Origin of the sequence: Kocuria sabuli (assembly GCF_040981185.1) — a bacterium.
GTDB lineage: Bacteria > Actinomycetota > Actinomycetes > Actinomycetales > Micrococcaceae > Kocuria > Kocuria sabuli.
In genome coordinates this window covers 1-26,542 of sequence record NZ_JAVHZE010000017.1, presented here as the reverse complement: position 1 = coordinate 26,542, position 26,542 = coordinate 1, and the positions used below count along the sequence as shown (strand labels likewise).

26 protein-coding genes are annotated in these 26,542 nt (G+C 73.1%); 12 read left to right on the top strand and 14 right to left on the bottom strand.

The features are described from left to right. The first annotated feature begins 57 nt into the window (after positions 1–57). Entirely contained in the window at positions 58–1,686 is a 1,629-nt protein-coding gene (locus RE027_RS14470) for an amidohydrolase (RefSeq protein WP_368808977.1), read from the top strand. A gap of 171 nt (positions 1,687–1,857) precedes the next feature. Here the strand turns inward: RE027_RS14470 and rraA are convergent, their stop codons facing one another. From rraA to RE027_RS14455, 3 genes are read right to left on the bottom strand one after another with little or no spacing between them, the layout of a single operon-like run. Next, the gene (gene rraA / locus RE027_RS14465; protein WP_368808976.1) at positions 1,858–2,337 is read right to left on the bottom strand and encodes a ribonuclease E activity regulator RraA; all 480 of its coding nucleotides are present in this window, start codon (positions 2,335–2,337) and stop codon (positions 1,858–1,860) included. A 40-nt stretch (positions 2,338–2,377) separates the two neighbouring features. Continuing rightward, positions 2,378–3,958, bottom strand: coding sequence for an MDR family MFS transporter (locus RE027_RS14460; RefSeq protein ID WP_368808975.1), 1,581 nt, complete (start codon positions 3,956–3,958; stop codon positions 2,378–2,380). Positions 3,959–3,962: 4 nt separating this feature from the next. Next, positions 3,963–4,709, bottom strand: coding sequence for a PepSY domain-containing protein (locus tag RE027_RS14455; protein ID WP_368808974.1), 747 nt, complete (start codon positions 4,707–4,709; stop codon positions 3,963–3,965). Between the two features lie 160 nt (positions 4,710–4,869). Between RE027_RS14455 and RE027_RS14450 the strand changes: the two genes are divergently transcribed. The 7 genes from RE027_RS14450 to pknB are packed head-to-tail and all read left to right on the top strand — an operon-like array spanning position 4,870 to position 14,697. Further along, positions 4,870–5,640 carry an FHA domain-containing protein gene (locus RE027_RS14450; RefSeq protein ID WP_368808973.1) on the top strand — a complete coding sequence of 257 codons (771 nt, stop codon included), beginning with the start codon at positions 4,870–4,872 and terminating at the stop codon, positions 5,638–5,640. Then, positions 5,641–6,147, top strand: a complete 507-nt coding sequence (locus tag RE027_RS14445) for an FHA domain-containing protein FhaB/FipA (protein WP_368808972.1) — start codon at positions 5,641–5,643, stop codon at positions 6,145–6,147. Positions 6,148–6,150: 3 nt separating this feature from the next. Then, the gene (locus RE027_RS14440; RefSeq protein ID WP_368808971.1) at positions 6,151–7,662 is read left to right on the top strand and encodes a PP2C family protein-serine/threonine phosphatase; all 1,512 of its coding nucleotides are present in this window, start codon (positions 6,151–6,153) and stop codon (positions 7,660–7,662) included. Then, positions 7,659–9,401 carry an FtsW/RodA/SpoVE family cell cycle protein gene (locus RE027_RS14435; RefSeq protein WP_368808970.1) on the top strand — a complete coding sequence of 581 codons (1,743 nt, stop codon included), beginning with the start codon at positions 7,659–7,661 and terminating at the stop codon, positions 9,399–9,401. The genes RE027_RS14440 and RE027_RS14435 overlap by 4 nt, the downstream gene beginning before the upstream one ends. After that, a complete protein-coding gene (locus RE027_RS14430) occupies positions 9,398–10,843 on the top strand; it encodes a peptidoglycan D,D-transpeptidase FtsI family protein (protein WP_368808969.1) in 1,446 nt (481 codons plus the stop codon). The genes RE027_RS14435 and RE027_RS14430 overlap by 4 nt, the downstream gene beginning before the upstream one ends. Then, positions 10,840–12,633, top strand: a complete 1,794-nt coding sequence (locus tag RE027_RS14425; protein ID WP_368808968.1) for a protein kinase domain-containing protein — start codon at positions 10,840–10,842, stop codon at positions 12,631–12,633. The genes RE027_RS14430 and RE027_RS14425 overlap by 4 nt, the downstream gene beginning before the upstream one ends. A gap of 3 nt (positions 12,634–12,636) precedes the next feature. Then, on the top strand, positions 12,637–14,697 hold the full coding sequence (pknB, locus tag RE027_RS14420; RefSeq protein ID WP_368808967.1) for a Stk1 family PASTA domain-containing Ser/Thr kinase: 2,061 nt from the start codon (positions 12,637–12,639) through the stop codon (positions 14,695–14,697). A gap of 12 nt (positions 14,698–14,709) precedes the next feature. Here the strand turns inward: pknB and RE027_RS14415 are convergent, their stop codons facing one another. After that, positions 14,710–15,348 (bottom strand): aminodeoxychorismate/anthranilate synthase component II, encoded by a 639-nt coding sequence (locus RE027_RS14415; protein ID WP_368808966.1) that lies wholly within the window; start codon positions 15,346–15,348, stop codon positions 14,710–14,712. 146 nt (positions 15,349–15,494) lie between these two features. On the opposite strand from RE027_RS14415, the gene RE027_RS14410 reads away from it, so the two are divergent. Together RE027_RS14410 and RE027_RS14405 are read left to right on the top strand one after the other, a co-directional pair. Then, entirely contained in the window at positions 15,495–15,896 is a 402-nt protein-coding gene (locus tag RE027_RS14410; protein WP_368808965.1) for a cell division protein CrgA, read from the top strand. A gap of 94 nt (positions 15,897–15,990) precedes the next feature. Then, positions 15,991–16,188, top strand: a complete 198-nt coding sequence (locus tag RE027_RS14405; RefSeq protein WP_368808964.1) for a hypothetical protein — start codon at positions 15,991–15,993, stop codon at positions 16,186–16,188. 98 nt (positions 16,189–16,286) lie between these two features. On the opposite strand, the gene RE027_RS14400 is transcribed toward RE027_RS14405, so the two are convergent. The 4 genes from RE027_RS14400 to RE027_RS14385 form a co-directional block, all read right to left on the bottom strand. Next, positions 16,287–16,883: a YceI family protein gene (locus tag RE027_RS14400; RefSeq protein ID WP_368808963.1), complete on the bottom strand. Its 597-nt coding sequence runs from the start codon at positions 16,881–16,883 to the stop codon at positions 16,287–16,289. Positions 16,884–17,048: 165 nt separating this feature from the next. Next, positions 17,049–17,741, bottom strand: coding sequence for a flavin reductase family protein (locus RE027_RS14395; RefSeq protein ID WP_368808962.1), 693 nt, complete (start codon positions 17,739–17,741; stop codon positions 17,049–17,051). Positions 17,742–17,905: 164 nt separating this feature from the next. Further along, complete coding sequence (locus RE027_RS14390) at positions 17,906–18,457, bottom strand: flavin reductase family protein (RefSeq protein ID WP_368808961.1); 552 nt, start codon at positions 18,455–18,457, stop codon at positions 17,906–17,908. 21 nt (positions 18,458–18,478) lie between these two features. Further along, entirely contained in the window at positions 18,479–19,174 is a 696-nt protein-coding gene (locus RE027_RS14385; RefSeq protein ID WP_368808960.1) for an alpha-ketoglutarate-dependent dioxygenase AlkB family protein, read from the bottom strand. A 146-nt stretch (positions 19,175–19,320) separates the two neighbouring features. On the opposite strand from RE027_RS14385, the gene RE027_RS14380 reads away from it, so the two are divergent. Together RE027_RS14380 and RE027_RS14375 are read left to right on the top strand one after the other, a co-directional pair. Beyond that, the gene (locus RE027_RS14380) at positions 19,321–20,340 is read left to right on the top strand and encodes an LLM class flavin-dependent oxidoreductase (protein WP_368808959.1); all 1,020 of its coding nucleotides are present in this window, start codon (positions 19,321–19,323) and stop codon (positions 20,338–20,340) included. A gap of 93 nt (positions 20,341–20,433) precedes the next feature. Further along, complete coding sequence (locus tag RE027_RS14375) at positions 20,434–21,351, top strand: SGNH/GDSL hydrolase family protein (RefSeq protein WP_368808958.1); 918 nt, start codon at positions 20,434–20,436, stop codon at positions 21,349–21,351. A 118-nt stretch (positions 21,352–21,469) separates the two neighbouring features. Here the strand turns inward: RE027_RS14375 and RE027_RS14370 are convergent, their stop codons facing one another. From RE027_RS14370 to RE027_RS14345, 6 genes are all read right to left on the bottom strand, one after another. Then, a complete protein-coding gene (locus RE027_RS14370; protein ID WP_368808957.1) occupies positions 21,470–22,138 on the bottom strand; it encodes a DUF3618 domain-containing protein in 669 nt (222 codons plus the stop codon). Then, a complete protein-coding gene (locus RE027_RS14365; protein ID WP_368808956.1) occupies positions 22,135–22,608 on the bottom strand; it encodes a phage holin family protein in 474 nt (157 codons plus the stop codon). The genes RE027_RS14370 and RE027_RS14365 overlap by 4 nt, the downstream gene beginning before the upstream one ends. Next, positions 22,605–23,420, bottom strand: coding sequence for an ATP synthase subunit B family protein (locus tag RE027_RS14360; protein ID WP_368808955.1), 816 nt, complete (start codon positions 23,418–23,420; stop codon positions 22,605–22,607). The genes RE027_RS14365 and RE027_RS14360 overlap by 4 nt, the downstream gene beginning before the upstream one ends. Positions 23,421–23,557: 137 nt before the next feature. Then, on the bottom strand, positions 23,558–24,496 hold the full coding sequence (locus tag RE027_RS14355; protein WP_368808954.1) for an SDR family oxidoreductase: 939 nt from the start codon (positions 24,494–24,496) through the stop codon (positions 23,558–23,560). A 117-nt stretch (positions 24,497–24,613) separates the two neighbouring features. Further along, positions 24,614–25,426, bottom strand: coding sequence for an alpha/beta fold hydrolase (locus RE027_RS14350; RefSeq protein WP_368808953.1), 813 nt, complete (start codon positions 25,424–25,426; stop codon positions 24,614–24,616). Positions 25,427–25,528: 102 nt separating this feature from the next. Then, positions 25,529–26,140, bottom strand: coding sequence for a superoxide dismutase family protein (locus RE027_RS14345; RefSeq protein WP_368808952.1), 612 nt, complete (start codon positions 26,138–26,140; stop codon positions 25,529–25,531). Positions 26,141–26,542 lie beyond the last annotated feature (402 nt).

Below are 26,542 nucleotides of genomic sequence, written 5' to 3'. Positions count from 1 at the left end.
CCGTGCGGCGACGGGCCCCGGGTGCCACGATGGGACCGAACCGAGGAAAGGACCCTCATGCAGCTCGACCTCCTGCTCCTCAACGCCACGGTCCGCACGATGGACCCCGCCCGCCCGCGGGCGTCCAGCCTCGGGGTGCACGGCGGACGGATCGTGGTTCTCGACGACCCCGGTGCTCCGGCGGCCGAGACCGTGGACCTGGGCGGGGCCACGGTGCTGCCCGGCTTCGTGGACGCGCACTGCCACACCACGTGGTTCGGGCTGGGCCTCGCGGAGGTGGACCTGTCCCGGTGCGCCTCCCTGGACGAGCTCTACGACGCCCTGGAGCGCGGCATGGCCGCCAGGCCGCGGGACGAGGAGTGGCTCATGGCGACCGGTTTCTACCCGGCCACGGTGGGCGGGACCCTGCCCGACATCGACGTCCTGGACCGGCTCACCGGCAGCACACCGCTGTTCGTGCGCCTCACGTCCGGCCACGCCGCGGTGGTGAACTCCGAGGCGCTGCGCCGGGCCGGGATCCTCACCCCCGGCACCCCGGACCCGGTGGGCGGCCGGGTGGTGCGCGACCACGCCGGGCGCGCCACCGGCCTCGTCGAGGAGACGGCCCAGGCGATGGTGCAGGAGCTCTTCCGCCCCTACCCGCTGACCAGGATCGTGGCCGCGATCGAGCGTGCCACCGCCCGCTACGCGGCCGAGGGCATCACCACGTTCGCCGAGGCCGGGGTGGGCGGCGGCTGGATCGGGCACAACCCGTCGGAGCTGCTGGCCTACCAGCGGGCCCGCGACGAGGGGGTCCTGCACGCCCGTGCGCAGGTCATGCCCGTGCTGGACGTCCTGCACGAGATCGGCGGACTCGGGGACGGCTCCGCCCGCGGGCTCGACCTGGGGCTGCGCACCGGCTTCGGCGACGACGAGCTCGTGCTCGGGCCGGTCAAGGTCTTCGTCGACGGCTCGCTGCTCGGGGAGACCGCCGCGGTGACCGAGGCCTTCTGCGGCGGCCACTCCACCGGGTACTTCCAGGAGAACCCCGAGCAGATGGCGGCGGCGATCCGGGAGGCGTACCGGGCGGGCTGGTCGGTGGCCGCCCACGCCATCGGGGACCGCGCCATCGACTTCGCGATCGACGTGATCACCGGGTGCCAGGACGAGCACGGGCGCCGCCGCTTCCCCAACCGGATCGAGCACGCGAGCATCACCCGCCCGGACCAGCTCCCGCGGCTCGCGGCCGCCGGGATCTGCGTCACCCCGCAGATCGGCTTCCTGCGCCCCATGGCCGCGCAGTTCCGCCGGCTCCTGGGCCCGCAGCGCACGGACTGGACCTACCGGGGCCGCAGCTTCCTCGACGCGGGCGTGCGGATCGCGGGCAGCTCCGACCGCCCGGTCGCCGACGGCGACGTGCTGCGCTCGGTCCAGGCCTGGACCGACCGCCTGGACGGGGACGGGGTGCGCTTCGGCCCCGCCGCGGAACGGCTGGACGTCGTGGAGGCCCTGGCCGCCTACACGTCCGAGGCCGCGCGGGCCCTGGGCATGTCCGACCGGATCGGCTCCCTCACCGTCGGCAAGCAGGCGGACCTGGTGGTGCTGGAGCGGGACCCGGTCGAGGTGCACCGGCGCGGGGACTCGGTGGAGCACATCGGCGTCCGCGCCACCTACCGCGCCGGCCGGCCCACGCACCGGGCCGGCTGAGCGGGTGGGCTGCCGCCCCGTGGCCGGCCCGTCGAGCGCTGCGGGCCGGCTCCGGTCGTCCTCGGCGCCCAGGCCACCTCGAGAGCCGGTACGGGCGGTCCGGCTCCGTGCGCACCGGGAAGACGCTCCTCGCGGACGGCGTCCCGCACGTGCCGGTGCGCGGTGGGCCGTTCAGCCCTCGACCAGGATCCCGTCCTCGTCCGCCCACACCGTCCGGCCGGGACGGAAGGTCACGCCCTCGATGACGACCGGCACGTCCTGCTCCCCGGCGCCGTCCTTGGCGGACTTGCGCGGATTGGAGCCCAGGGCCTTGACCCCCAGGGCCAGCCCGGCGAGCGCCACGCGGTCCCGGACCGGCCCGTTGATGATGACGCCGGCCCAGCCGTTGCGCACGGCCGCCTCCGCGATCATGTCCCCCATGAGGGCGGTGCCCATCGAGCCGTGGCCGTCCACCACGAGGACCGCGCCGTCCCCCGGGGAGTTGAGCACCGACTTGACGAGGCCGTTGTCCTGGAAGCAGCGCACCGTGCGCACCGGGCCGCTGAACGCGCGGACACCGCCGAGGTCGAGGAACTGGCGCGGGCAGGACATCAGCTGCTCCCCGCGCTCGTCGTAGAGGTCGGCCGTGGTGAACGGGCGCGGATCGGTCATCTGCTGCTCCTCGGTCTTCGGTGGCGCTCCCGGGACCAGCCTAGCCAGCGGCGTCCAGGGACCGGCCCCCGGCGCGCTCCGGGGAGGACCCCGCAGCCCCCTCGACCGCGCCGCCCGCGCTCGTCCCCAGCGGGATCTCCTCGATCAGCAGGGACAGGACCAGGCACGCCGCCGCCACGGGCAGCCCCCACAGGAAGATCGGGGGCAGCGCCTGGGCGAAGGCCTGCGCGACAGCCTCCTGCACCGGGACGGGCAGGGACGCGAGCACCTGCGGGCTCAGGACGTGGACGTCGAGGGCGGACGCGGGGCTGCCCGGGGGCAGGGCCGCCCCGAGGGCACCGTCGAGCCGGGCGACGAACACCGAGCCGAACACGGCGATCCCGAAGGAGGCACCGGTCTGCCGGAAGTAGTTCGACGACGACGTCGCGACCCCCACGTCCGCGGGCGGCACGGCGTTCCGCACGATCAGCACGAGGTTCTGCAGGAGGCAGCCGATCCCGAAGCCGGTCACGACCATGCCCGCGGCCGTCAGGGCGTAGGGGGTGGTCTCGTCGATGCCCGAGAGCAGCACGAGGCCCGCGGCCATCACCGCCGAGCCCAGTACCGGCCACAGCCGGTAGCGCCCCGTGTGCGCGATGCGGCGCCCGGTGCCGATCGTGCCGACGAGCATCCCCACCGTCACGGGGATCATCATCAGCCCGGCCGCCGTGGCCGAGGCGCCCTCCACCATCTGCAGGTACGTGGGCAGGTAGGTGATCGTCGAGAACATGATCACGCCCATCCCGACGGCCGCCGCGGTGGGCACCACGACGTTGCGCACCCGGAACAGGTGCAGCGGGATGATCGGCTCCGCGGCGCGCCGCTCGGCCAGCACGAACAGACCCGCCAGCACGGCGACCGCCCCGGCCAGCCCGAGGATCGGCGGGCTCGTCCAGGCGTGCGCGGTTCCGGCCCACGTGGTCAGCAGCACGAAGGCGACACTGCCCAGGGCCAGCAGCGCGGCCCCGAGCAGGTCCAGCCGCACCCGCCCGCGCGGCACGTGCGGCAGGTGCAGGAAGCGCGGGATGAACACGAGCGTGACCAGGCCCAGCGGCAGGTTGATGTAGAACACCCACCGCCAGCTCACGAGGTCGGTGAGGAGACCGCCGAGGAGCGGCCCGCTCACCGAGGCGAGGCCGAAGGCCGCCCCGATCACGCCCATGTACCTGCCGCGCTCGCGCGGGGGGACGAGGTCCGCGATGATCGCCTGCGCGCCGATCAGCAGGCCTCCTCCGCCCAGGCCCTGCACCGCGCGGAAGACGATGAGCTGCGTCATGCCCTGGGCGGCGCCGGCGAGGACCGATCCCAGGAGGAAGACCAGCACGGCCGCGAGGAAGATCCGCTTGCGCCCGTAGAGGTCGCCCAGCTTCCCGTAGACCGGCAGGCCCACGGTGGCCGCGAGCACGTACGCCGTGACCACCCAGGAGATGCGGTCCAGTCCGTCGAGGTCCCCGACGATCGAGGGCAGGGCCGTGGCCACGATCGTCTGGTCGAGGGCGGCCAGCAGCACCGCCATGAGCAGCCCCAGGAACGTGAGCCGCAGCTGCTGCTGCTGCTGGGAACGCCCCGGAACCCCGGTCACCGGGTCAGCGATCGACCTTGACGACGGAGCCGTTGTCCACGTTGACGTACACGTCCACCGAGGTGCCCTCGGTGTCGTCGATGTCGACCTCCCACACGGTGGTGCCGTCCTCCGTGTCGAGCTGGGCGCCGTCGAGCGTGCCGTCCACCTCGTTCAGCGCGGTCCGGACGGCCTCCTCCAGCGAGACCTGCACCTGGGCGATCAGCTCGCGGTCCTCCTGGTCCAGCTGGTCGTCGCCGTCCTGCGGGGTGACCTCGGAGCCGTCCTCCGAGACGTCGACCTCCTTCTCCCGGTCACCGACGGCGAGCTTGACCTCCCAGCCGCCCTCGCTGTCCTTGCGGTCGATCTCGAACGCCTGGCCTCCTGTGACGGCCTCCTCGGCGGCGACGACCGCACCCGCCACGGCGGCGGCCTCGCTCCCCGTGCCCGGGGAGGCGCTCGAGGTCCCGGTGCTCGTCGGGGACGCGCTCTCGCCGGCGGTGGCGGTGCCCGAGGGGCTCTCACCGGCGGTCGCGCCGTCCGTCGGCGACGCGCTGGGACTCCCGCCGGCGGTCGCGTCCTCGGTGCCGGCGGTCGCATCCTCGGTGCCGGTGGGTTCGGCCGGGGTGCCGGTGGGCTCGGCCGCCGTGGTGGGCTCGGCTCCGCCCGTGTTCTCCGCACCCCCCGTGCTGCCGTTGCCGCATCCTGCCAGGAGCAGGGCCGAGAGCGTGAGAGCGGCCAGGGAAAGGGTTTTTTGATCAGTGTGCTTCATACCCGAATTCTTCCCCCGGGACAGCGTCCTGGCAAGAGGTCTCCCGCCGCGCCTGCCTCCGCCCACGCGGCTCACAGGCCCCGCGTCTACTATCCTGGAGAACGCCTGACCCCGGACCGGGGTGCATGCGCACCGCGATCGATGCCAGGAAGGAGGCGGTATGGGATTCCTCGAGAGCCTCGAGAAGAACATCGAGAAGGCCGTCCGCACCGCCTTCTCCACGGGCTCCCGCAAGCGGGTGGAGGCGGTCGAGATCGCCAGCGCGCTGCGGCGCGAGCTCGACCAGGAGGCGTTCACCATCTCCGCCGGGCGCACCATGGCCCCCAACGTCTTCGTCGTGGAGTTCTCGGACGAGGACTTCCCCCGTGCCCAGGACTGGGGCACGCCGCTGGCGGAGGAGCTGTGCGACGTCGTGATCAAGCACGCGCGCAGCCAGGCCTACACGCTGCAGGGAGCGGTGAAGGTCTCCTTCACCCGCAATCCCGAGGTCGAGGCCGGGGAGTTCCGGGTGCACTCCTCGGCGCAGCGCACCGCGGAGTCCCCGAACACGCCGGCCACGCCGAGCGGGCACCGCATCGCGCGCGGGCACCGCGACGAGGCGGACGAGCCGACGCAGGCCGCGCCGGCACAGCACTGGATCCCGGTGCTCGACGTCGAGGGCGAGCGGTTCTCCATCAACGCGGACTCGATCGTGCTGGGCCGCTCCGCCGAGGCGGACATCACCGTGGAGGACACCGGGGTGTCCCGCAAGCACCTCGAGATCCGCCGGCAGGGCGAGCGCTTCCTGGCCGTGGACCTCGGCTCGACCAACGGTTCCTACGTGGACGGGGAGCGGGTGATCGGCCGCTCCGAGCTGGTCAACGGTTCCGTGATCACCATGGGACGGACCCGGATCACGTTCCGCCTCCTGACCCCGAAGGGGAACCGCTGAATGTCCGAGCTCACCGTCACCCTCCTCCGCTTCGGCTTCCTGGCCCTGCTCTGGATCTTCATCTTCAGCATCGTGGCCAGCCAGGGCCGCGACCTCGCCGTCGGCGGGAAGCTCCCGACCGTCCCCGGCCGCTCCCGGCCCGAGCGGCGCACCCCGGCGCCGGCGTCCGAGCCGACCGTGCCGCCCGCGGCCGGCCCCACCACGGGCCAGCGCTCCCGCCCCCAGACCCTGGTCGTGCTCGACGGCCCGCTCCGGGGCCACACCTACGCCCTGGGCAACGCGCCCGTCCTGCTGGGCCGCTCACCCGAGACCACGGTCCCGCTCGGCGACGACTACGCCTCGGGGCGCCACGCCCGGCTGTTCCCCCAGGGCTCCCGCTGGTTCCTCGAGGACCTCGGCTCCACCAACGGCACCTTCGTGGGCCAGCAGCAGCTCACCAGGGCTGTGCCCCTCGACGCCGGGACCCCGTTCCGGGTGGGCAAGACCGTCCTGGAACTGAGGTCCTGACGCATGGCGATCGCTTTCCGCTACGCCGCGCGCTCCGACGTGGGCAGGGTGCGCTCGAAGAACGACGACTCCGCCTACGCAGGTCGTCACCTCGCCGTGGTGGCCGACGGCATGGGAGGGCACGTGGGCGGTGACGTCGCGTCGGCGTCCGCGGTCATGGACCTCACCGCCCTGGACCGGCCCGGCCACCACGGGGACGGTGCCACTGTGCTCGCGGACGAGATCCAGAACGCCAACCAGAACCTGGCCCGGCTGGTCGTGGGCAACCCCCGTCTGGGCGGCATGGGCACCACGGTCACGGCCCTGCTGGCCGACGAGGACGAGATCGTCGTCGCCCACATCGGCGACTCCCGGGCCTACCGCCTGCGGGAGGACGAGTTCCTCCAGGTCACCCGGGACCACACGTTCGTGCAGCGGCTCATCGACGAAGGGCGGCTGCGCCCGGACGAGGCGGAGTCCCACCCGCACAAGAACGTGCTGATGCGCGTGCTCGGGGACGTCGACGCCTCCCCCGAGATCGAGGTGGAGACCGTCCGCCCCGAGATCGGCGAGCGGTGGCTGCTGTGCTCGGACGGGCTCAACGCCGTCGTCCGGCCCGAGACCATCGAGTCGGTGCTGCGCTCCGGCGACGACCTCAACGAGATCGTCGACACCCTCGTGGAGCTGACCCTGGACCGCGGCGCGCCGGACAACGTCACCGTGGTCGTCGTGCAGGTCTTCGAGACCGACGAGGACGCCCCGGCCGCCGTTGCGGCCGGCGAGGAGCACGGCGAGGTCCCGGACCCCGGCTTCGCCCGGACCTCGGACGAGATCACGGGCGACGCCGCGCCGGAGGCCGCCGCGTCCGGCCCGGAGTCGTCGGAGTCCTCGGCCGCGGTGCTGCGCCGCGACCTCGCAGCCCGCCCGCACCTGCTCGTGGGCGCCGCCGCCAACGCGACCCAGACCGGGCGCATCCCCACCGTCAGCGACAGCATCCTGCAGCGCCGGGCGACCCTGCTGCAGACCTCCGCGCCGGACACCCTGGCCGACCCCCAGGAGGTCGAGTCGGCCCTGCACCGGGCGGAGGCCACCGCCCCCTCCCCGCACCGGCGCCGCCGGAAGCGCGCGCTCACCGTGCTCGCGCTCGCCACGGTCGGCCTCCTCCTGGTGGCCGGCGGATGGCTGACCAGCAACTGGATCGGCTCGCAGTACTACGTGGGCGAGCAGCAGGGCACCGTGGCGATCTACAGCGGCGTCTCGCAGTCGCTCGGTCCCATCAGCCTCAGCGACCTCGAGCGGACCACCGACCTGCGGGTCGAGGACCTCCCCGGTTTCGCCCAGGAGCGGGTGCGCAACGCCATTCCGGCCGGGAGCCTGGAGGAGGCGGAGCGGATCGTGCGCGAGCTGCGCGAGTCCGCCCCGGAGGCCGGGTCCGAGCCGGAGCCCCGCCCCACCGGGACCGTCCGGTGGGCGACCTCGTCGCCCGCCACGTCCCCCACGGCCTCCCCCACCGCGAGCCCTGGAGGTGACGGATGAGCTCCACCACCGGAACCCCGGCCCCCGAGGAGCTCGCGGAGCCCCGTCAGAAGCCGCGCCGGCTCACCGAGCTGCTGCTCCTGGTGCTCGCCGTGGGCATCGGCGTGGGCGCCAACATCCTCGTGGACCCGGACCAGCTCGGCTCCGGGAACCCGCACATCCTCGTCTCCGGGCTGGTCCTGGGCATCGGCGCCCTGCTCCTGCACCTGGTGGTCCATCTGCGGGCCAAGTACGCGGACCCCTACGTCCTGCCCATCGTGGTCGCCCTCAACGGCCTCGGCATCGCCATGATCCACCGCATCGACCTCACCACGGACCAGAGCGCCGCGGACTCCCAGGTGCTGTGGACGGCGGTCGCGATGACGGCCGCCGGCCTCGTGCTCTGGTTCCTCAAGGACCACCGGGTGCTGCGGCGGATCACCTACATCTCCCTGCTGCTCAGCGGCCTGCTCCTGCTCCTGCCGCTCCTGCCGGGACTCGGCCTGGAGCTGAACGGCGCACGGATCTGGATCTCCGTGGGCGGGCGCACGTTCCAGCCGGGCGAGGTCGCGAAGATCACCCTCGCGGTCTTCTTCGCCGGCTACCTCTCGACCAACCGGGACCTCATCCTCCTGGCCGGCAAGAAGCTCGGCCCCGTGCGCCTGCCACGGTTCCGCGATATGGCCCCCATGTTCGCCGCGTGGCTCGTGGCCATCGGCGTGCTCGTGTTCCAGCGGGACCTCGGCTCCGCGATCCTGTTCTTCGGCCTGTTCCTGGCCATGATCTACCTCGCCACGAGCCGGCTGAGCTGGATCGTCATCGGCCTGCTGCTCGTGGCCGTCGGCGGTTTCTTCGCGAGCCGGGTGTTCGGCCATGTGGCGGCCCGCCTGGACTCCTGGCTCAACGCGTTCGACCCGGAGGTCTACAACCGGGCCCCCGGCGGATCGGGCCAGATCGTGCAGGGCCTGTTCGGCCTCTCCTCGGGCGGGCTGTTCGGTCAGGGCCTCGGGCAGGGACGGCCGGACCTCGTCTCCTACGCCAACTCGGACATGATCATCACCGCGTTCGGCGAGGAGCTCGGCCTGATCGGGCTGGCCGCGGTCCTGATGCTCTTCTTCCTCCTCGTCAGCCGCGGCTTCCGCGCCGCGCTGGGCACCCGTGACGCCTTCGGCAAGCTGCTCGCCGCGGGCCTGTCTGCGGTCATCGTCCTGCAGCTGTTCGTGGTCGTGGGCGGTGTCACACGGCTCATCCCGCTGACCGGTCTCACCACCCCGTTCATGTCCGCCGGCGGCTCCTCGCTGCTGTCCAACTGGATCATCGCGGCGATCATCCTGGCGATCTCGCACACGGCCCGCCGGCCCGTGGTCACCGGGCCGGCCACCGAGGCGGACCTCGCCGAGATCGCCGCGTACGAGGCCGCGCTGCGGGAGTCCTCGCTGCGGGACGACCAGGAGCGCGCCGAGCGCCTCGAGCGCCGTCGCGGGCCGGCCGCGAGCGCCGAGCCCGGCGCCGCGGAGCCCGCCGGCGGCCGCACCGTCGAGCAGCGGGCCGTGCGCCCGGACACGGCTCGCACTCCGGCGGTGCCCGACGACACCGCGGCCACCGAGCCGATCGCGGCCACCGGCCCGGGCGGGCGCCGGGAGCACGAGGACGGTCCCGCGGACGGCGGCACCCCCACCGAGGCCATGTCCCGCCTCACCGACCAGGACCGCCGGGGCCCCGGCGGTTCCCGGAGCACCGAGAACGGAGGAGCATCGTGAACCGGGCGATCCGACACACCTGGGTGGCCGGCGTGGCGATCTTCACCGTGCTGCTCCTGGCCCTGACCTACGTGCAGTTCTTCGCGGCGCGCACCCTCGAGGCCCACCCGTGGAACAACCGCAGCCTCTACGACCAGTTCGGCGCGGACCGCGGCGCGATCCTCGTGGGCGGCGACGCCAAGGCGGTCTCCGCCCCCTCCGACGACGACTTCGAGTACCAGCGGGTCTACGCGGACCCGCTCATGTACGGGCACCTGACGGGATACTTCTCGCTCGTCTACGGGGCCACCGGCCTCGAGGCGGCCATGGGCGAGGAGCTCTCCGGCGCCTCCGACGAGCAGTTCTACGACCGTGTGGTCTCCATGTTCTCCGGCAACCAGCCCACCGGCGCGTCGGTCGAGCTCACCATCGACCCGGTCCTCCAGCAGACCGCCCACCAGCTGCTGGAGGGACGCCAGGGCGCGATCGTCGCCCTGGACCCGGAGACCGGCGCGATCCTGGCCATGGTCTCGAGCCCCGGCTACGACCCGAACGAGCTCGCCTCCCACGACTCCGCCTCCGTGATCGCCGCCGCGGAGCGGCTCAACGCGGACCCCGCGGAGCCGCTCGTCAACCGCGCGATCTCCGGCGACCTCTACGCGCCCGCCTCGACGTTCAAGATCATCGACACCGTGGCGGCACTGGAGTCCGGCGAGTACACCACGGAGTCCTCGATCCCCAACCCGCAGGAGCTTCCCCTGCCCGGCACCGACGTGACCCTGCCCAACTACGTGAACGGCGGGTGCACCGCACGTGCGGAGGCGGACCTCGAGTTCGCGCTCGAGCAGTCCTGCAACACCCCCTTCGCCTCGATCGCCCTGGACCTCGGGGAGGACACGATCCGCCGGACCGCCCAGAACTTCGGCTACGGGGAGCCCCTGTCGGTCCCCCTGAAGGTGACCCCGTCGGTCTTCCCCGGGGAGCTCAACGACGCACAGCTCGCGCTGTCCTCCATCGGCCAGTACGACGTGCGCACCACGCCCCTGCAGGTCGCGATGATGAGCGCCGCGATCGCCAACAACGGTGTGATGATGAAGCCGCAGCTCGTGGAGACCGTGCGCTCCGCCGACCTGTCCGTGATCGACGAGTTCACCCCGGAGCAGCTGCGCCGCTCCACGAGCGCGGACGTCGCCGACGTCGTCACCGACCTCATGGTCTCGGTCGTCGACGACGGGATCGCCCGGGGGGCGGCCGTGCCCGGCGTCGAGGTGGCCGGCAAGACGGGCACCGCCGAGATCGGCTCGGACGAGGGCCTGAACGACTCCTGGTTCACCGGCTTCGCCCCGGCCGACGATCCCCGCGTCGCCGTCGCCGTCGTCTTCGAGGACGTGGACGTGGCGACCGGTTCCAGCCTGACCACCACGAGCGCCAAGCAACTCTTCGAGGCGGTGTTGAACAAGTGAGACCATCGTCGAGCACCGTCCTGGGCGGGCGCTACGGACTGACCGATCGGATCGCGATCGGCGGCATGGGAGAGGTGTGGAAGGCCAAGGACGGGGTCCTGGGCCGGATCGTCGCCGTGAAGATCCTCAAGGAGGAGTACACAGGGGACCCGAACTTCCTGCAGCGCTTCCGCGCCGAGGCGCGGCACACCGCCCTGCTGAACCACCCCGGTGTCGCGAACGTCTTCGACTACGGCGAGGAGGATGGCTCGGCCTTCCTCGTCATGGAGCTCGTGCCCGGCGAGCCCCTGTCCAACATCATCGAGCGGCAGAAGACGCTGGACTCGGACACGGTGCTCAACTACATCGGGCAGACGGCCCGGGCCCTCGCGGCCGCACACGCGCAGGGCCTGGTGCACCGCGACGTGAAGCCCGGCAACCTGATCATCACCCCGGACAACCGGGTGAAGGTCACCGACTTCGGGATCGCCCGCCTCGCGGACCAGGTGCCGCTCACCGCCACCGGTCAGGTGATGGGCACCGCCCAGTACCTCGCGCCCGAGCAGGCCACGGGACAGACCGCCACGGGCTCCTCGGACATCTACTCGCTGGGCATCATCGGCTACGAGTGCCTGGCCGGGCGCCGGCCGTTCACCGGCGAGTCGCAGATCGCGATCGCCCTCGCCCAGGTCAACGACCCGCCGCCGTCCCTGCCCGCGGACGTGCCGGACCCGGTGCAGGCCCTCGTGATGTCGATGCTCGCCAAGGATCCGAAGGACCGCCCGGCCACCGCCGGCGCCCTCGCCACCGCTGTGGACGCGATCCGCCGGGGGGACGAGGCCGCCGCGGTCTCCGCCGTGCCCGGGATGCGGCCCTTCCTCGACCTCCCCGACGACGACGACACCCAGGCCTTCGAGCCGGTGCGCGACGAGCCGACCCGGCTGCTGGAGCGCGGTGACACCGCACGGACCGCGGCGGCCGGTGCGGCGGCGGCCGGCGCCGCCGGCGCGGCAACCGGTTCCGCACGCCCGATCACGGCCGAGATGGACGCCGTGGAGGACCCCCGCGGGCCCGAGGACGACCGCACGCGCTACGCCACGGACCCGGTGCCGCCGGAGGGCCCGCGCCCCGGGCGGCGCTCGGTGTGGGCCTGGCTGCTGCCGGTGCTGCTGACGCTGCTCGTGCTCGCCGGGCTCCTGTGGTTCTTCCTCCTCCGGGAGACCACCCCCGTGAGCCGGGAGCCCTCCCCCACGGGCACCGTCTCCACGTCCGTCGTGCCCGGGGAGCCGACGCCCCCGGCGGCGGACGGGGCGGGAACCGTGGAGCTGCTCGCGGCCCGGTACGAGGGCCGTCCCGTCGAGGAGGTCGCGCAGGAGCTCTCCGACCTCGGCTTCCTGGTGGAGCGGCAGGGCCAGATCTCCGACGAGGAGGAGAACACGGTCCTGTCCCTGGCCCCCGTGGGACAGGTGGAGCGGGGTTCGACCGTCACGGTGTCCTTCTCGACCGGCCCGGACACCGTGGAGCTGCCCTCCGGGATGGTCGGGCAGCAGGCGGACCCCCTGATCGACGAGATCCGGCTGCTCGGCGTCAACATCATCCGGTACGACGAGCCCACCGAGGACGCGGAGCCGGGGACGGTGCTGCGCACGGAACCGTTGGGCGGCTCGACCGTCCGCCCCGGCGACACCATCGAGATGTGGGTGGCCGTGGCGCCGGAGAGCGTCCCGACCGCCGAGCCGTCGGGGACGCCCGCGGCGACGCCCGCCGAGACGCCCGCCGGGACGCCGACCGGAACCGGCGAGGAGAGCTGAGCCGTGCCGGGCCGGAACGTGGTCCCCCGCCTGATCAACGACCGCTACGAGGTGGGCGAGACCATCGGGCGGGGCGGGATGGCCACGGTCCACGTCGGGCGGGACCTGCGGCTCGGCCGGCGGGTGGCCATCAAGGTGCTCCGGCCCGAGCTGGCCCGGGACGCGACCTTCCACGAGCGCTTCAAGCGCGAGGCGCAGTCCGTGGCGGCCCTCAACCACCACTCGATCGTCTCCGTCTACGACACGGGCGAGATCCTCGCCCGGACCGACGAGGGCGTGGACCGCCCGTTCATCGTGATGGAGTACGTGCCCGGCCGCACCCTCCGCGAGCTGATCCACGAGGACGCCGTCACACCCCGGGACGCCGTGGACATCACGCTGGGCGTCCTCGACGCCCTCGAGTACAGCCACCGGGCCGGCATCGTCCACCGGGACATCAAGCCGGCCAACGTGATCATGACCCCGGAGCGGCAGGTCAAGGTCATGGACTTCGGGATCGCCCGGGCCGTGGAGGACACCTCGCCCGCGCTCACCCAGGCCCAGACCGTCCTGGGCACCGCCCAGTACCTGTCCCCCGAGCAGGCGCGGGGGGAGTCCGTGGACGCCCGATCCGACCTCTACTCCACCGCGTGCGTGCTCTTCGAGATGCTCACCGGGCGCGCGCCGTTCGTCGGCGAGTCCTCCGTGGACATCGCCGCCCAGCACGTGCGGGACCGCCCGCCCGCCCCCTCCGAGGTGGATCCCCGGATCGGGCACCGGGTGGACGAGTTCATGGCCAGGGCCCTCGCCAAGGACCCCTCGGCCCGCTTCCAGGACGCCGGCCAGATGCGCCGCGCCCTGCGCGAGCTGCGCCCCGCCGTGCCGGACGACCTCGAGGCCACCCAGCCCCTGCGGGCGGTGCCGGGCCGGGACGAGGACACGAAGACGCTCCCGCCCGTGCCCGTGCCCGTCCTCGCGGCGGCGGCCCGGCCGGAGACCGACGGCGCTGCCGCGGCAGGGCCCGGGGCTCCTCCCCCGGCCGTGCCCGCGGACCCGGCGGGCCACGGCTCGGTGCCGGCACGGCGGCGGCGGCATCCCCTGCGCACGGCCCTGCTCGCCCTGCTCGCCCTCGCCCTGCTGGCCGTGCTGGGGATCGTCGCCCTCCAGTGGGTGCAGAGCCAGCGCAGCGGGCCCGCCCTCGTCGCGGTGCCCTACGTCGCCGGGATGGACGCGTCGGTGGCGGAGACGGCGCTGCGCAACGCGCAGCTCGTGCCGGAGCGCGAGGAGGTCTTCGACGACGAGGTGCCCGAGGGCGACGTGGTGGGCACCGACCCCGCGGCCGACACCCAGGTGGCGGAGGGCACCACGGTGGTCCTCGACGTCTCCCGGGGCCCCGCCGAGGTGGAGGTCCCGGGCGACCTCGCCGGCCGCCCGGAGGACGACGTGCGGGAGGCCCTGGAGTCGGCCGGGCTCGAGGCCGGGTCCACCCGCCCGGCGAACAGCTCCTGGGTGCCCCGGGGGATGGTGGTCGCCACCGACCCCGCAGCCGGGACCACCGTCCCCAGCGGGTCCGAGGTGCAGCTCGTCGTGTCCACGGGCCGGGTGACCGTGCCACAGCTCGTGGGGCTGAGCCGCCAGCAGGCCGTCGCCGCCCTCGGCGCCGACGAGGTCCGCCTCTCCGCCGAGGTCGTCACGACCCCACAGGACGGGGTCCGGCCCGGACAGGTGGTGGACCAGAGCGTCGACGCCGGCCAGTCCGCCCCCCAGGGGTCCACGGTCACCCTCACGGTGGCGGTGGCCCCGGAGCCCGAGCCGGCCCCGGAGCCGACCCCCTCGCCCACGCCGTCGCCGTCCCCCGAGGAGACCCAGGAGCCCGAGGAGACGCAGGAGCCGACCGAGGACGCCCAGGACCAGGGGGACTCCGCGGAGGAAGCCTCGGAGGACGAGCAGCGGGCGGCCGAGCAGGCCCGTGAGGCCCGGGAGCGGTCAGCCGAGCAGGCCCGCGAGGACGAGGAACGGGCTGCCGAGCAGGCCCGCGAGAACGAGGAGCGGGCCGCCGAGCGCGAGGCCCGGCGCGACGAGTGACCGCGTCCCTGCTCAGGCCGTGATCAGCGGGGACAGGGACGCGGCGGCCCGCGCCGCGTCCCTGAGGCCCACGAGTTCCAGCCAGTTGCCGAGCATGAGGTAGCCGCCCTCCGTGAGAACGGACTCGGGGTGGAACTGCACGCCGTGCAGCGGGGCGCTGCGGTGGCGCAGGCCCATGATGACCCCGTTCGGGGTGCGCGCCGTGACCTCGAGGACGTCGGGGACCGACCGGTCGACCACGGCCAGCGAGTGGTAGCGGGTCGCGGTGAACGGGCTGGGCACCCCGCCGAAGACGCTGGACCCGTTGTGCTCCACGCGGGAGGTCTTCCCGTGCATGAGCTCCTCCGCGTGGGTCACGGTCCCGCCGTAGGCCTCCGCGAGCGCCTGGTGGCCGAGGCAGACGCCCAGCAGCGGCTGCCGGGTCCGCTCGGCGTGCCGGATCAGGGGGGTGCAGACGCCGGCGTCGGCAGGGGCACCGGGGCCCGGCGAGAGCAGGACGCCGTCGTGCTCGTCGGCGAGGGAGCACGCCGCGGCCTCGTCGAGGTCGTCGTTGCGGATGACCGTGGTCCGGGCGCCGAGCTGCTCGAGGTAGCCGACGAGGGTGTAGACGAAGCTGTCGTAGTTGTCCACGACGAGGATCTTGACGGTCACGGGATCTCCTGGGAGTGGGGTGCCTCTTCGGCGCGTGCGCCCGTCCAGCTTACGCGCCCGCGGGAGGAAGGCCCGCACCGGACGGCTAGACTGGGACCTCGGACCCCCCGCCGTGAACACGGCCCGCTTGGTGATCAGGAGGATCAGTGCCCGAGTCCAGGAACCGCCGCAAGAAGCCCGCCCGCCGTCCGGGCGGGTCCGGCCGGACGGCGCCGTCCGCCGCCCCGCCGGTCGACGAGGAACTCGTACGGCTGGCCGCGGAGGGACTGCCCGGCGGGTCCACCGCGTTCGACCCGGACGCCACCGCCGCAGCGGTGGCACAGGAGCTGACCGAGCGCTCCCGGCACGGCTCCCCGGAGAGCCACGCCCCCACCCCCACCTGGTACAAGGTCATCATGCTGGGCCTGCTGGTCGTCGGGCTGCTGTGGCTGATCGTCTACTACCTGTTCCAGGGCGCCTACCCCGTGCCCGGGATCGGGACGTGGAACATCGGCGTCGGACTGGCCCTGATGATGGTGGGACTGGTCATGACCACGAGGTGGCGCTGACGACGGCCCGGACCCCGTGACGCCCTGACGCGGCGCGCGGTCCGCCCCGGCTGCCGAGAGGATGGGAGCCGATCCCGACGACCACGGAGGAAACGTGTCCCATTCCAGCACCGATCCGGAGGAGCCCGGCGACAGCCCTCCGCAGCCCCTGAAGGACGAGATCGCCGGGTCGCGGCCCCAGCGCCGCGGGCGGATCAACCCCGCGACGTTCGAGGTGCGGCTGCGCCGGTGGGCGCTGCTGCTGCTGGTCGCCGTGCCCGCCGTCTGGTTCCTGGTGCAGCGGCTCACCTAGCCCGCGAGGCGACGACCCACGACGACGGCCCGCACCCCGAGGGGTGCGGGCCGTCGTCGTGGGCTGCCGGAGCGCCCGCCCCGGCAGCCGCGCCGGGATCAGGCGTCGGCCGAGACGGCCTCCTGGCCCTCGACGGTCTCCTGGGGGTCGTCCTGCGGGGCGGTGAAGGCCACGTCCAGGGTGATCGCCACCTTGTCGGAGACCAGCACCCCGCCGGCCTCCATGGCCGCGTTCCAGGTGATGCCGAAGTCCTTGCGGGAGATCGTGGTCTCGGCGGAGAAGCCGCCGCGGGTCACGCCGAAGGCGTCGACGACCACGCCGTTGAACTCGGTCGCGAACTCCACGGTGCGGGTGACGTCCTTGATCGTCAGCTCACCGGTGATCGTGCCCTCCTCGCCCTCGAAGGCCACGGAGGTCGAGCGGAAGGTCATGGTGGGGTGCTGCTCGACGTCGAAGAAGTCCGCGCTGCGCACGTGGCCGTCGCGGTCGGCGTTCTTGGTGTCGATGGAGGCCATCTGCACGGTGGCCTCCAGGACCGAGTCCTCGATCGGCTCGGCGACCCGGAGCTGGGCGTCGACGTCCCGGAAGGTGCCGCGGACCTTGGAGATGCCGGCGTGGCGGACGGTGAAGGCGACCTCCGAGTGGGCGGGGTCGAAGGTCCAGGAGCCGGGGACGAGACCGTTGAACTGCGACATGGTGTTCTCCTCGTGGTGTGGGGCGAGCAGGTGGTTGCTTCGTCAACTACTCTACGAACACCTTGGTGATGTGTCAACAACCATGGTGGAGAATCTTCCCGGTCGGTAGCGGGATCCGGAGGAGACCGCCCGTCCCGGGAGCCGGAGGGCGGCGCTGCGGCGTGCTCAGTCCCCGGGGTCGAGCGCGGAACGGTCGTTGAGCCCGTGGAAGCGACGGCGGTGGTAGACGAGCGGGACGCCCGTGCCCTCGTCGCCGAGGACGTCGACCACGACGGCGTTGAACACCAGGGCGGGACCGGCCTTGATCCGGGCCAGCGGGACGGCGCGGAGGACGCGCCCCACGCCGAGCAGCAGGGGCTCCCCGGTCGCCAGGTACTCCCACGGCATGTCGGCCCCGAAGCGGGGGGCCCCGGAGACGGCGAAGGACCGGGCGAGCGCCAGGTTCTGTGCGTCCAGCAGGTGCACGAGGAAGGAGTCGGCCTCGGCCAGCAGCGCGGCGGAGCCCTGCCGGGCCTGCAGCGAGAAGCCGAGGATGGGCGGGACGACCGACACGGAGGACACGGAGGACGCCGTGAGGCCCACCGGCCCCTCGGGACCGCGGGCGGTGATGATGGCGACCCCCGCGGGGTGATCGGCGAACGCGGCCTTGAACGCGCCCCCCACGTGGTCCAGATCCGGGAGGTGGTCGGCGGGCACCTCGAGGTCGGCGACCTCCGCGGCCGCGCGCTCGGCCGGTGTCCCGGACCGCGGGACGGCGCTGAGACGGGGCTCCTCCACGGACTGCTCCGCGGTTCCGCCGGTGGGCGCGTCGTCGCCGGGCACCCGGCGGGGTCCGCGTTCGTGGTGCTGGGCCGCCATGAGAATCCTTCCGTGGAGAGCCGTGGGAGCGGTGCCGCCGGAGGCGGTGCCGCGCACCCACGCTAAGACCTCAACCGGGGCGGACGGCGAACCATTCCGCCGGTGACGGTCCGGGGACACCTGACGTCACAGTCTTGCACGGGCGCCGGTCCCGTGCCCGGGGATCACCGGGTGAGACCCCGGTAGCCGCGGGCGTAGTGCACCAGCGGGTCGTCCGCCTGCGCCTCGGTGACACCGCGGCCCATCGCGGTCACCTCCCCGACGACGATCCGGTGCGTCGCCGCGGTGTGGACCGCCACGGTGGAGAGCTCGAACCACGCGAGTGCCCCGTCCAGCACGGCGGCCCCCGAGCCGGGTGCACGGCGGAAGGGCACCCGGTCCAGCAGACCCTCCACGGGGTTGCCCGGGCTCGCGAGCCAGTTGGCGGTCCCCTCCTGGTCCCGGCGCAGCACGGAGAGCGTCCACGCGCCGGACGACTCCACGGCGTCGCAGATCCGGCCCTCCTCGAACAGGCTCACGAGCATGGTGGGCGGGTCGTAGGACACGTCGAGGAAGCCGGTCACGGTCGCGGCGACGTCGCGCCGCCGGTGCCGGGCGGCCACGACCGCCACCCCGGAGGCGATGTCCGCGGCGAGCAGCCGGTAGGCGCCGGCGTCCTCGGCGTCCACGGCCGCCGGGTCGATCAGGTGGGCCGGTGCGGCGTCGGGAAGCTCCATGCCGCCAGTGTGGCACGGCGCTCAGCGGCCCGGCGCGGCCCGGCCCGTCATCCGCAGGGTGAGGTTCAGCCGCCCGCCCCTCATCCCCAGCTCCGGTGCCGCGGTGCCCGGGTGGATCCGCGGCACGCCGTGGAAGGCGTAGCGGGAGGGCCCGCCGAAGACGAAGAGGTCGCCGCTGCGCAGCTCCACGTCCCGGTACGGCGCCGCGCGGGTCTGCGTGTTGCCGAACCGGAAGACGCAGGCGTCCCCGAGGGAGAGGGAGACGACCGGGGCGGCCGAGAACTCGTCCCTGTCCTGGTGCATGCCCATCCGGGCCGCGGCGTCGTAGAAGTTCACCAGGGCCGTGTCCGGCCGGTAGTCCAGGACCTCCGCGCCGCCCGGTCCGTAGGCCTCCGCCACCGCCCGGCGGCCCAGCTCGGCCAGCCACGGCGGCATGTCCGGAGCACGCTTGTGCTCCCCGGTGCGCAGGTACCGGTAGGGCGCCCAGTCCCAGCCCAGCGTGGTGGAGCGCACGGACATCCGTCCGCCCCCGGGCAGCACGACCTGGCGCAGCGGGGCCGGTCCGGTGGCCCACTCCCGGCACCGGAGCACCAGTTCACGCTGCTGCTCGAGGCCGAGCCATCCCGGCACGTGGACGGCACCCGGCGCGATCTCGGCGCGCTCCCGCGGCAGCTCGAAGAGCTCGGGCACCCCGAACGGAGTCGAGGGATCGGTCATGGTGCCGAGCGTAGCCCCGACCGCCGACAGCCCCGACCGGCCCGGGCCCGGGAAGGGGCGGCGCCGGGTGTGCGCCCCGCCACGGCGCCGTCCGGCGGACAGGAGTAGCGTGGAGGCCCTCCCCCGACTCCTGTGAAAGGTCTGCTGTGCCCCTGCCGCTGTCCGTCATCGACTTCGCCACCGTCCGCCAGGGCGCGAGCATCGGCGAGAGCTTCGCCGACTCCGTCCGGCTCGCCCAGCACGCCGAGCGGCTGGGCTACCGGCGTGTCTGGTACTCGGAGCACCACAACATGCCCACGATCGCCTCCTCGGCCCCGGCCGTGCTGATCGCCCACGTCGCGGCGCACACCTCCACGATCCGCCTCGGCTCCGGCGGCGTGATGCTCCCCAACCACTCGCCCCTGGTCGTCGCCGAGCAGTTCGGCACCCTGGCGGAGCTGCACCCCGGGCGGATCGACCTGGGCCTGGGCCGGGCACCCGGCACCGACATGCGGACGGTGCGGGCCATGCGCCGGGACCCCTCCGCCGCCGAGCAGTTCCCGCAGGACGTCCGGGAGCTGCAGGGCTACCTCAGCGGCCGCTCCGTCGTCCCCGGCGTCAGCGCCGTCCCGGGCGCCGGGACGAACGTGCCGCTCACGATCCTCGGGTCCTCCCTGTTCGGCGCGCAGCTCGCCGCGGCCTACGGGCTGCCCTACGCGTTCGCCTCGCACTTCGCGCCGGACGCCCTCGTGGACGCGGTGGCCGCCTACCGCGCGCGGTTCCAGCCCTCCGAGCAGCTCGCGGAGCCCTACGTCATCGCGGCGGCCAACGTCATCGCCGCGGACACCGCCGACGACGCCGCCGCGCAGCTGGAGACCGCCCGGCGCGAGCGGGTGCGGGCCATGGTCGGCCGCGGGCGCGAGCTGAGCGAGGCGGAGCTGGACATGGTGATGGACAGCCCCGCCGGCCAGCAGATCCTGCACATGCTCCACTGGTCCGTCGCCGGCACGGGCGACGAGGCCCGCGGCTATCTCGAGCGCTTCGCCGAGACGGCGGATGCCGACGAGCTGATGATCGCCCCCGCCTCCCCCACCGCGGACCAGGTGTTACGCTCCATGGCGCTCCTGGCGGAGGCCTGGGCGCCGGAGGGCGCTCCGGACCTTCCGCCGGCGGCTCCGCGGCTGTAGTTTCTGGCCCAGCGGGTCCCGTCGTGGAGGCCCGCGCCGGACCCGCCCGCCGACGGCGGCCGGGCCGGTTCACGGTTCCCGGAAGGACCCGCCATGTCAGCCTCTCTTCCCCGCCGCGCCGCATCCGCCGTCGCCACGGCCGCGGCCCTGGCCCTGCTCGGGGCCGCACCGGCCACCGCGCACCAGGCCCACGGTGCAGGGCACCACGGTCACGGCACCGAGCACCACAGGCACGGGCACGGGCACGGGCATCCGAAGCAGATCGACTACGTCAACCTCGGCGACTCCTACTCGGCCGCCATCGGCACCGGTGGCGTCGTGGAATCACCCCCGGGATCCGGGTGCTACCAGGGGGACGGCCCGGACCACGTCTCCGCACTGGACGCGAAGAAGCGCGTGGACCTGCTGCTCGACGCCGCCTGCGCGGGGGCCACCACGAGCGGGATCCGGCAGATCGTCTCCTCGCCGGCCGTCACGGCAGCCCTGGCGGAGGCCGAGCTCGTGACCCTGACCCTGGGCGGCAACGACGTCGGCTGGATCGAGATCATCCGGGCCTGCAGCCTGCAGGGCAGCGCTCCGGTGTGCGACGGCCTCATCGCCGACGCGCCCCAGCGCATCGAGGCCGCCGCGGCGTCCGCCGGCGAGACGGTCGCGGCCGTCGATGCCAGGACCCGCGGACAGGTCGTGGTGCTGGGCTATCCGGAACTGTTCTCGGAGGACCCGAAGAGCCCACTGATCTCCGCACAGCGGGCCGAGCAGCTCAACGACCTGACGGAGGAGCTCAACGACGCCCTCGAGGAGGCGGTGGAGCAGGACGACGCCGCCGAGTTCGTGGACGTCGCGCCCCGCTTCGAGGGCCACGCCGTCGACTCGGGGGACCCGTGGATCTACTACGACCCCGCCGCCCCCGGGGACCCGAACAACCTGCACCCCACCGAGCGCGGCTACCTCTTCGGCTACTACAAGGCGCTCAAGGACGAGATCCGCCTCGGGCACCTGGCGCGGCACTGACACCCCGCTGCCCCGGCACGGGACCCGTGCCGGGGCAGCGACGAAGGCCCCGGATCGTCGCCGATCCGGGGCCTTCGTCGTGGTGCCGTGCCCGGCCGCACCGCGGCCGGGCACGGTGTCACGAGTTCTTCGTCTCGTCCTTGACGGACTGCGCGGAGCCCTGGGCGGAGGACTTCAGCTGCTGGGCCTCGTCCTGGCCCTGCGACTTGACCTCCTGCGCGCCGGACTGGGCGGTCTCCTTCACGGACTGCGCCGCGTCCTTGGCCGGCTCCTTGAGGTCCTGAGCGACCTCCTGGGCCATGTCCTTGGCCGACTCGACCGCCTGCTGGGCGTGGGGCTGGACCCGGTCCGCAGCGTTGGCGACGAGCTCCTGCTCCTTCTGCGTGGAGGGCAGCAGCGAGCCCACGAGCCAGCCGGCACCGAGCGCGATCAGGCCTGCGGCCAGCGGGTTGCCGCGGGTCTTCGCCTTGGCGGCGGCCGGGGCGTGCTGCACCCCCTCCCGGAGGTCACCGGCGCGATCCTGCACGCCGTCCCGGAGGTCGCCTGCGCGATCCTGCACGCCCTCCTTGAGGTGGCGGCCGTGCTCGGACGCGTCGTCGGACGCTCCCATGACACGCTCCCGCACTCCCTGGACCTTGTCCTGGACCTTCCCGCGGACCTTGTCCTTCTGACGCTCGACGACGCGGTCCGGGGTCACCTTCTCCGCGACCGCGTCGACGTCGGAGTTGAGGCGGGCACGGGTCGCCTCGATGTCGGCACGGATCTGTTCGGGGTTCTGCTGGCTCATCGGTTCTCCTTCTTGGAAGGCTTCACGGCCTCCGGGATCTCGGTGACGGTCTCGCGGGTCAGGGGCAGGGGATCCTCGGTGGCCTCGGCCATCTCCCGCTTGCCCTCGTTGAGATTCTTCTTGCCCACAGCGGCGAGGATGCCGGCGATGATGGCCCAGACGACCGCCACGATGACGGCGGCCCAGGTCAGACCGACCAGGTTGCCCAGCCCCCACATGAGGGCGATGGACAGGAAGAGGAGGACGAAGTGACCGGCAACACCGGCCCCGGCGAGCATGCCGGCGCCCTTGCCCGCGTCCTTGGCGGACTGCTTGGCCTCCTGCACCGTCTGGCTCGTCTCGGCCTTCGCGAGGGCGATCTCCTGCTGGATGAGGGTGGAGAGGTTGCTGCTCAGCGACTTGAACATCTCACCGAGCGACTCGTGCTCCGCCCTGTTCTCGGCGTCCGAGGGGGGAATGGGGTGGCTCATCGACGGTCGCCCTCCTGATCCGGGTAGACGGTGCCGGGCACGCGGTCCGTGTAGGTGCGGGCGGCCTCGCCCTGCTCGTCCGAGCGGTAGGCGTAGGGGTCGCCCGGGGTGTAGCCGGAGGTCTCGGTCGGCGTGAGGTTGCGGTCGTAGCCCTGGTCGTAGACAGCGCCGGTCGCGACGCCGGACGTGGTGCCCCGGCCGCCCTGGGTGGTGCCGGCGCCCTGGTCCTGCTGCCCGCTGACGCCGAAGTACTCCTTGGCGCCCTGGCGGTCGGTGGAGACCTCGTCGCTGTCCTTCACGCCGCGGGTGGTGCGGCCGGCCAGGAGGCCGATGCCGGCAGCCACGGCCAGGAAGGTGCCGGGGCGGCGGGCCGCGAAGCGCCGGACGTCCTCGAGCAGGTCCTTGGCGTCCTTGTTCTCGAGCGAGGAGGCGAACGAGTCGACCCGGCCGGACACGTTGCCCAGGAGCCCGCTCACGTAGTCGGACTCGGGCTTCTCGCCGCGGGACAGCGCGGTGATCTCGTCGCTGAAGGAGCGCACGGTGGAGGCGATGCGGTCCTGCTGGGGACCCACCTGCTCCTTGAGCCCGCTCCGGAGCTGACCGAGCAGGTCCTGGGCCTGGTGGACCGCCTCGTCCTTGACGTTGGCGGCCTGGTCCTTGGCGGTCTCCTTGACGCGCTGGCCGGAGCCGGCCGCCTCGTTCTTGAGCTGCTGCGCCTCGGCCTTGCCCTTCTCCGCGGCGACGTCCTTCTTGGAGGTGGTGTTGGTGTCGGCCGCGTGGCTCGCCGTACCGTCATACGGGTTGGTGGTCATGATTCCGCCTTTCTACAGCACTTAATAAGTTCGCTGAGTATGCGAGCTGTTCCCAGACTATGTCGCAAGGCCGGGCTCGCCAAGCACTTCCGCGGGTGGCGCGGCTCGCGCCGCAGCCCTTCCCGCGGGAGCGGGACTCACGGCGACGGGCTGCCGCCGTTGACGTTGAGGGTCTCCCCGATCACGTAGCTGGACTCGGAGGAGGCCAGGAAGACGTAGGCCGGGGCGAGCTCGGTCGGCTGACCGGCGCGGCCGAGGGGCGTCGACTGCCCGAACTCCGGGAGGGCCTCCTTCGGCTGCCCGTCCGTGACCTGGAGGGGGGTCCAGAACGGACCCGGCGCCACGGCGTTGACCCGGATGCCCTTGGGCGCCAGCTGCTGGCCGAGGCCCTTGGTGAAGTTGTTGATCGCCGCCTTGGTCGACGCGTAGTCGAGCAGCTCGGGCGAGGGCTGGTAGGCCTGGATCGACGTCGTGTTGATGATCGAGGAACCGGCCGCCAGGTGCTTCAGGGCCGCCTTGGTGATCCGGAACATCGCCACGATGTTGACCGTGAAGGTGTCGGTCAGCTGCTCGTCGCTCAGGTCCTCGAGGCTCTCGACCGCGACCTGCTTGCCGGCGTTGTTGACGAGGATGTCCAGTCCGCCGAGACCGTTCACGGCGTTCTCGACCAGGGCCTCGCAGAAGTCCTTGTCCTTCAGGTCACCGGGCAGCAGCACGGCGGTGCGGCCCGCCTTCTCGATGATGCCCTTCACGACCTGCGCGTCGGGCTCCTCGTCCGGCAGGTAGTTCAGGGCGACGTCGGCGCCCTCCTTGGCGAACGCGATGGCCACGGCGGCGCCGATGCCCGAGTCCGCGCCGGTGACGAGGGCCTTGCGGCCTTCCAGCCGGCCCGTACCGCGGTAGGAGAACTCGCCGCGGTCGGTCTTCGGCTCGAGCTCCACGTCCAGGCCCGGCTCGGGCTGGTCCTGCACGGGCGGGGACAGGACGGGGTAGCGCGTCACCGGGTCCTGGAAGGTGAGCTGGTCCGTCGACTCCTGGTCGGCGTCCTGGGGGGTGCCGTTGTTCGTCTCACTCATGTCCACTCCTTTCGTCGTGCACTGATGTTAGATCAGCATACTGAGTAACCGGTCGCTCCGACAGGTGTTCTCCCAGGGAGAACAGAACTTCCGGCTCGGCCGGGAGTTTTCCGCCGCTCAGAGGGTGAGCCGGTGCAGGAAGGCACCGAGAACGTCGTCGAACGCGGTGGGCTGCTCGATGCTCGGCGTGTGGCCGGCGGCGTCGATGACGACGAGCTCCGCACCCGGCGCCAGCTCCGCCATCCGCCGGCCGGCGCCTCCGTCGAAGACGTCGTCCGCACCCGCCACGACGAGCACGGGGACCCGGGCGCCTCGCAGCACCTCGGTGAAGTCGCGGCGCTCGGCACGGCCGCGCATCGCCGCGGCCGCACCCTTCGCGGGTGCGTTCTGCAGCATCGCGAGCACCTCCGCCGCCACCCCGGGCTGGAACTCCACGGTCGACTCGGCGACCATCCCGCCGAGCACGCTGCGCCCGTAGGACTCCATCCCGCCGGCCAGGATCGCGTCCGCCGTGGTGTGCCGGCGGCGCCTGCCGACGACGTCCTCCGCCTCCGGGACCGTGTCGACGACGACGAGGGCGCGCACCCGGTCCGGGTGGCGGTGGAGCAGCTCCATGGCGATCTGCCCGGACATCGAGAAGCCGACCACCACCGCCTCCGTCACGCCGAGGTGGGCGAGCAGGCCGGCGACGTCGGCGGCGAACTCCTCCGTGTAGACGATTCCCTCGGTGACCTCGGAGTCCCCGAAACCGCGCAGATCCGGAGCGAGCACCCGCCAGCCGAGTGCCGAGAACACCTCGGTCTGCCGGGTCCACATGCTCCGGTCGTAGGCGTGCCCGTGCAGCAGGAGCAGCACGGGCCCCTCGCCCCGGTCGGTGTAGGTCAGGGTGACGTCGTCGATCCGGGCAGTGGCTGAACGGACGTCGCGCACGACGGAGAACTCCTTCGGCTGATGGGCAGCTACGGTTCCTCCAGCGTAGCCAACCCCGCCCGGCCGGACAGGGCCCCCGGCGTCACCGACTCCGGCGACTCGTCATTCGACCACGCCGCAGGCCAGCCGCGATCCGGCGTCGCCCGTGGCCAGCGTGGTCTCGTCCGGGCCCTCGGGCGCATACCGTTCCGGGACGTTGCCGAAGTTGTCGGGACCGGCGTGGAGCATCACCGCGCTGCCGTCGTCGTCCGCGACGAGGTCCTCCACCGCGAAACGGTCCGTCACGGTGGTGAGGAAGCCCAGGCCGCCCTCGGTGACGTAGAGGCTGGTGAGGTCGCCCATGTGCTCCGGGTGGTCCCCGGAGTCGCTCCCGAGGTGCCCGCCGGCGGAGAGGAAGTCCCCGGTCGTCCCCGGATCTCCCGGCGCCGCGCTGTCCGCCTCGCACAGGCCGGCCCCGTGGACGTGCAGGCCGTAGAAGCCCGGCTCGAGCCCCTGCACCTCGGCCCGGACCTCCGTGCCGGCGGCGACCTCCGCGAACTGCACGGTGCCGACCTCGGCCCCCTCCGGGTCACGGAGCACCGCGCGCGAGCCCGCGCCGCCCTCCGCGGCCGCCGTGCTCTCCTCGACGACGGCGCCCTCGCCCCCGTCGCCGCACGCGGTCAGGGCCAGGACCGCCGCTCCCGTTGCTGCCGCCACCAGGACGCTCTGCCGCATCGCTCCTCCTCGAGGTCATCGGATCCGCGTCCTCCGACCATATGCCGTGGTCGGGACAGGGACAACGGTGGGGTTTCGTGTCCTGGTGCGGGCGCCTCCGGTGGGTCCGGGCACGGCAAGGGCCCCGCACCGGGGTCGGTGGGGGCCTGTGCTGCGGAATGTGCCCCGCAGGGGCGCTGTGGTGGTGGTGGTTAATGTGGGGAGCCCCCGTGGCATGCAAAGGGCCCCGCACCGTGTCCGGTGGGGGTCGTGTCCCTGGTGCGGGCACCCTTGGTGGGTCCGGGCACGGCAAGGGCCCGGCACCGGTGTTGGTGGGGGCCTGTGCTGTGGTGGTGGTTAATGTGGGGAGCCCCCGCACCGTGGTGGTGCGGGGGCTCGACCCGTGGTGTGGTCCGGCGGTGT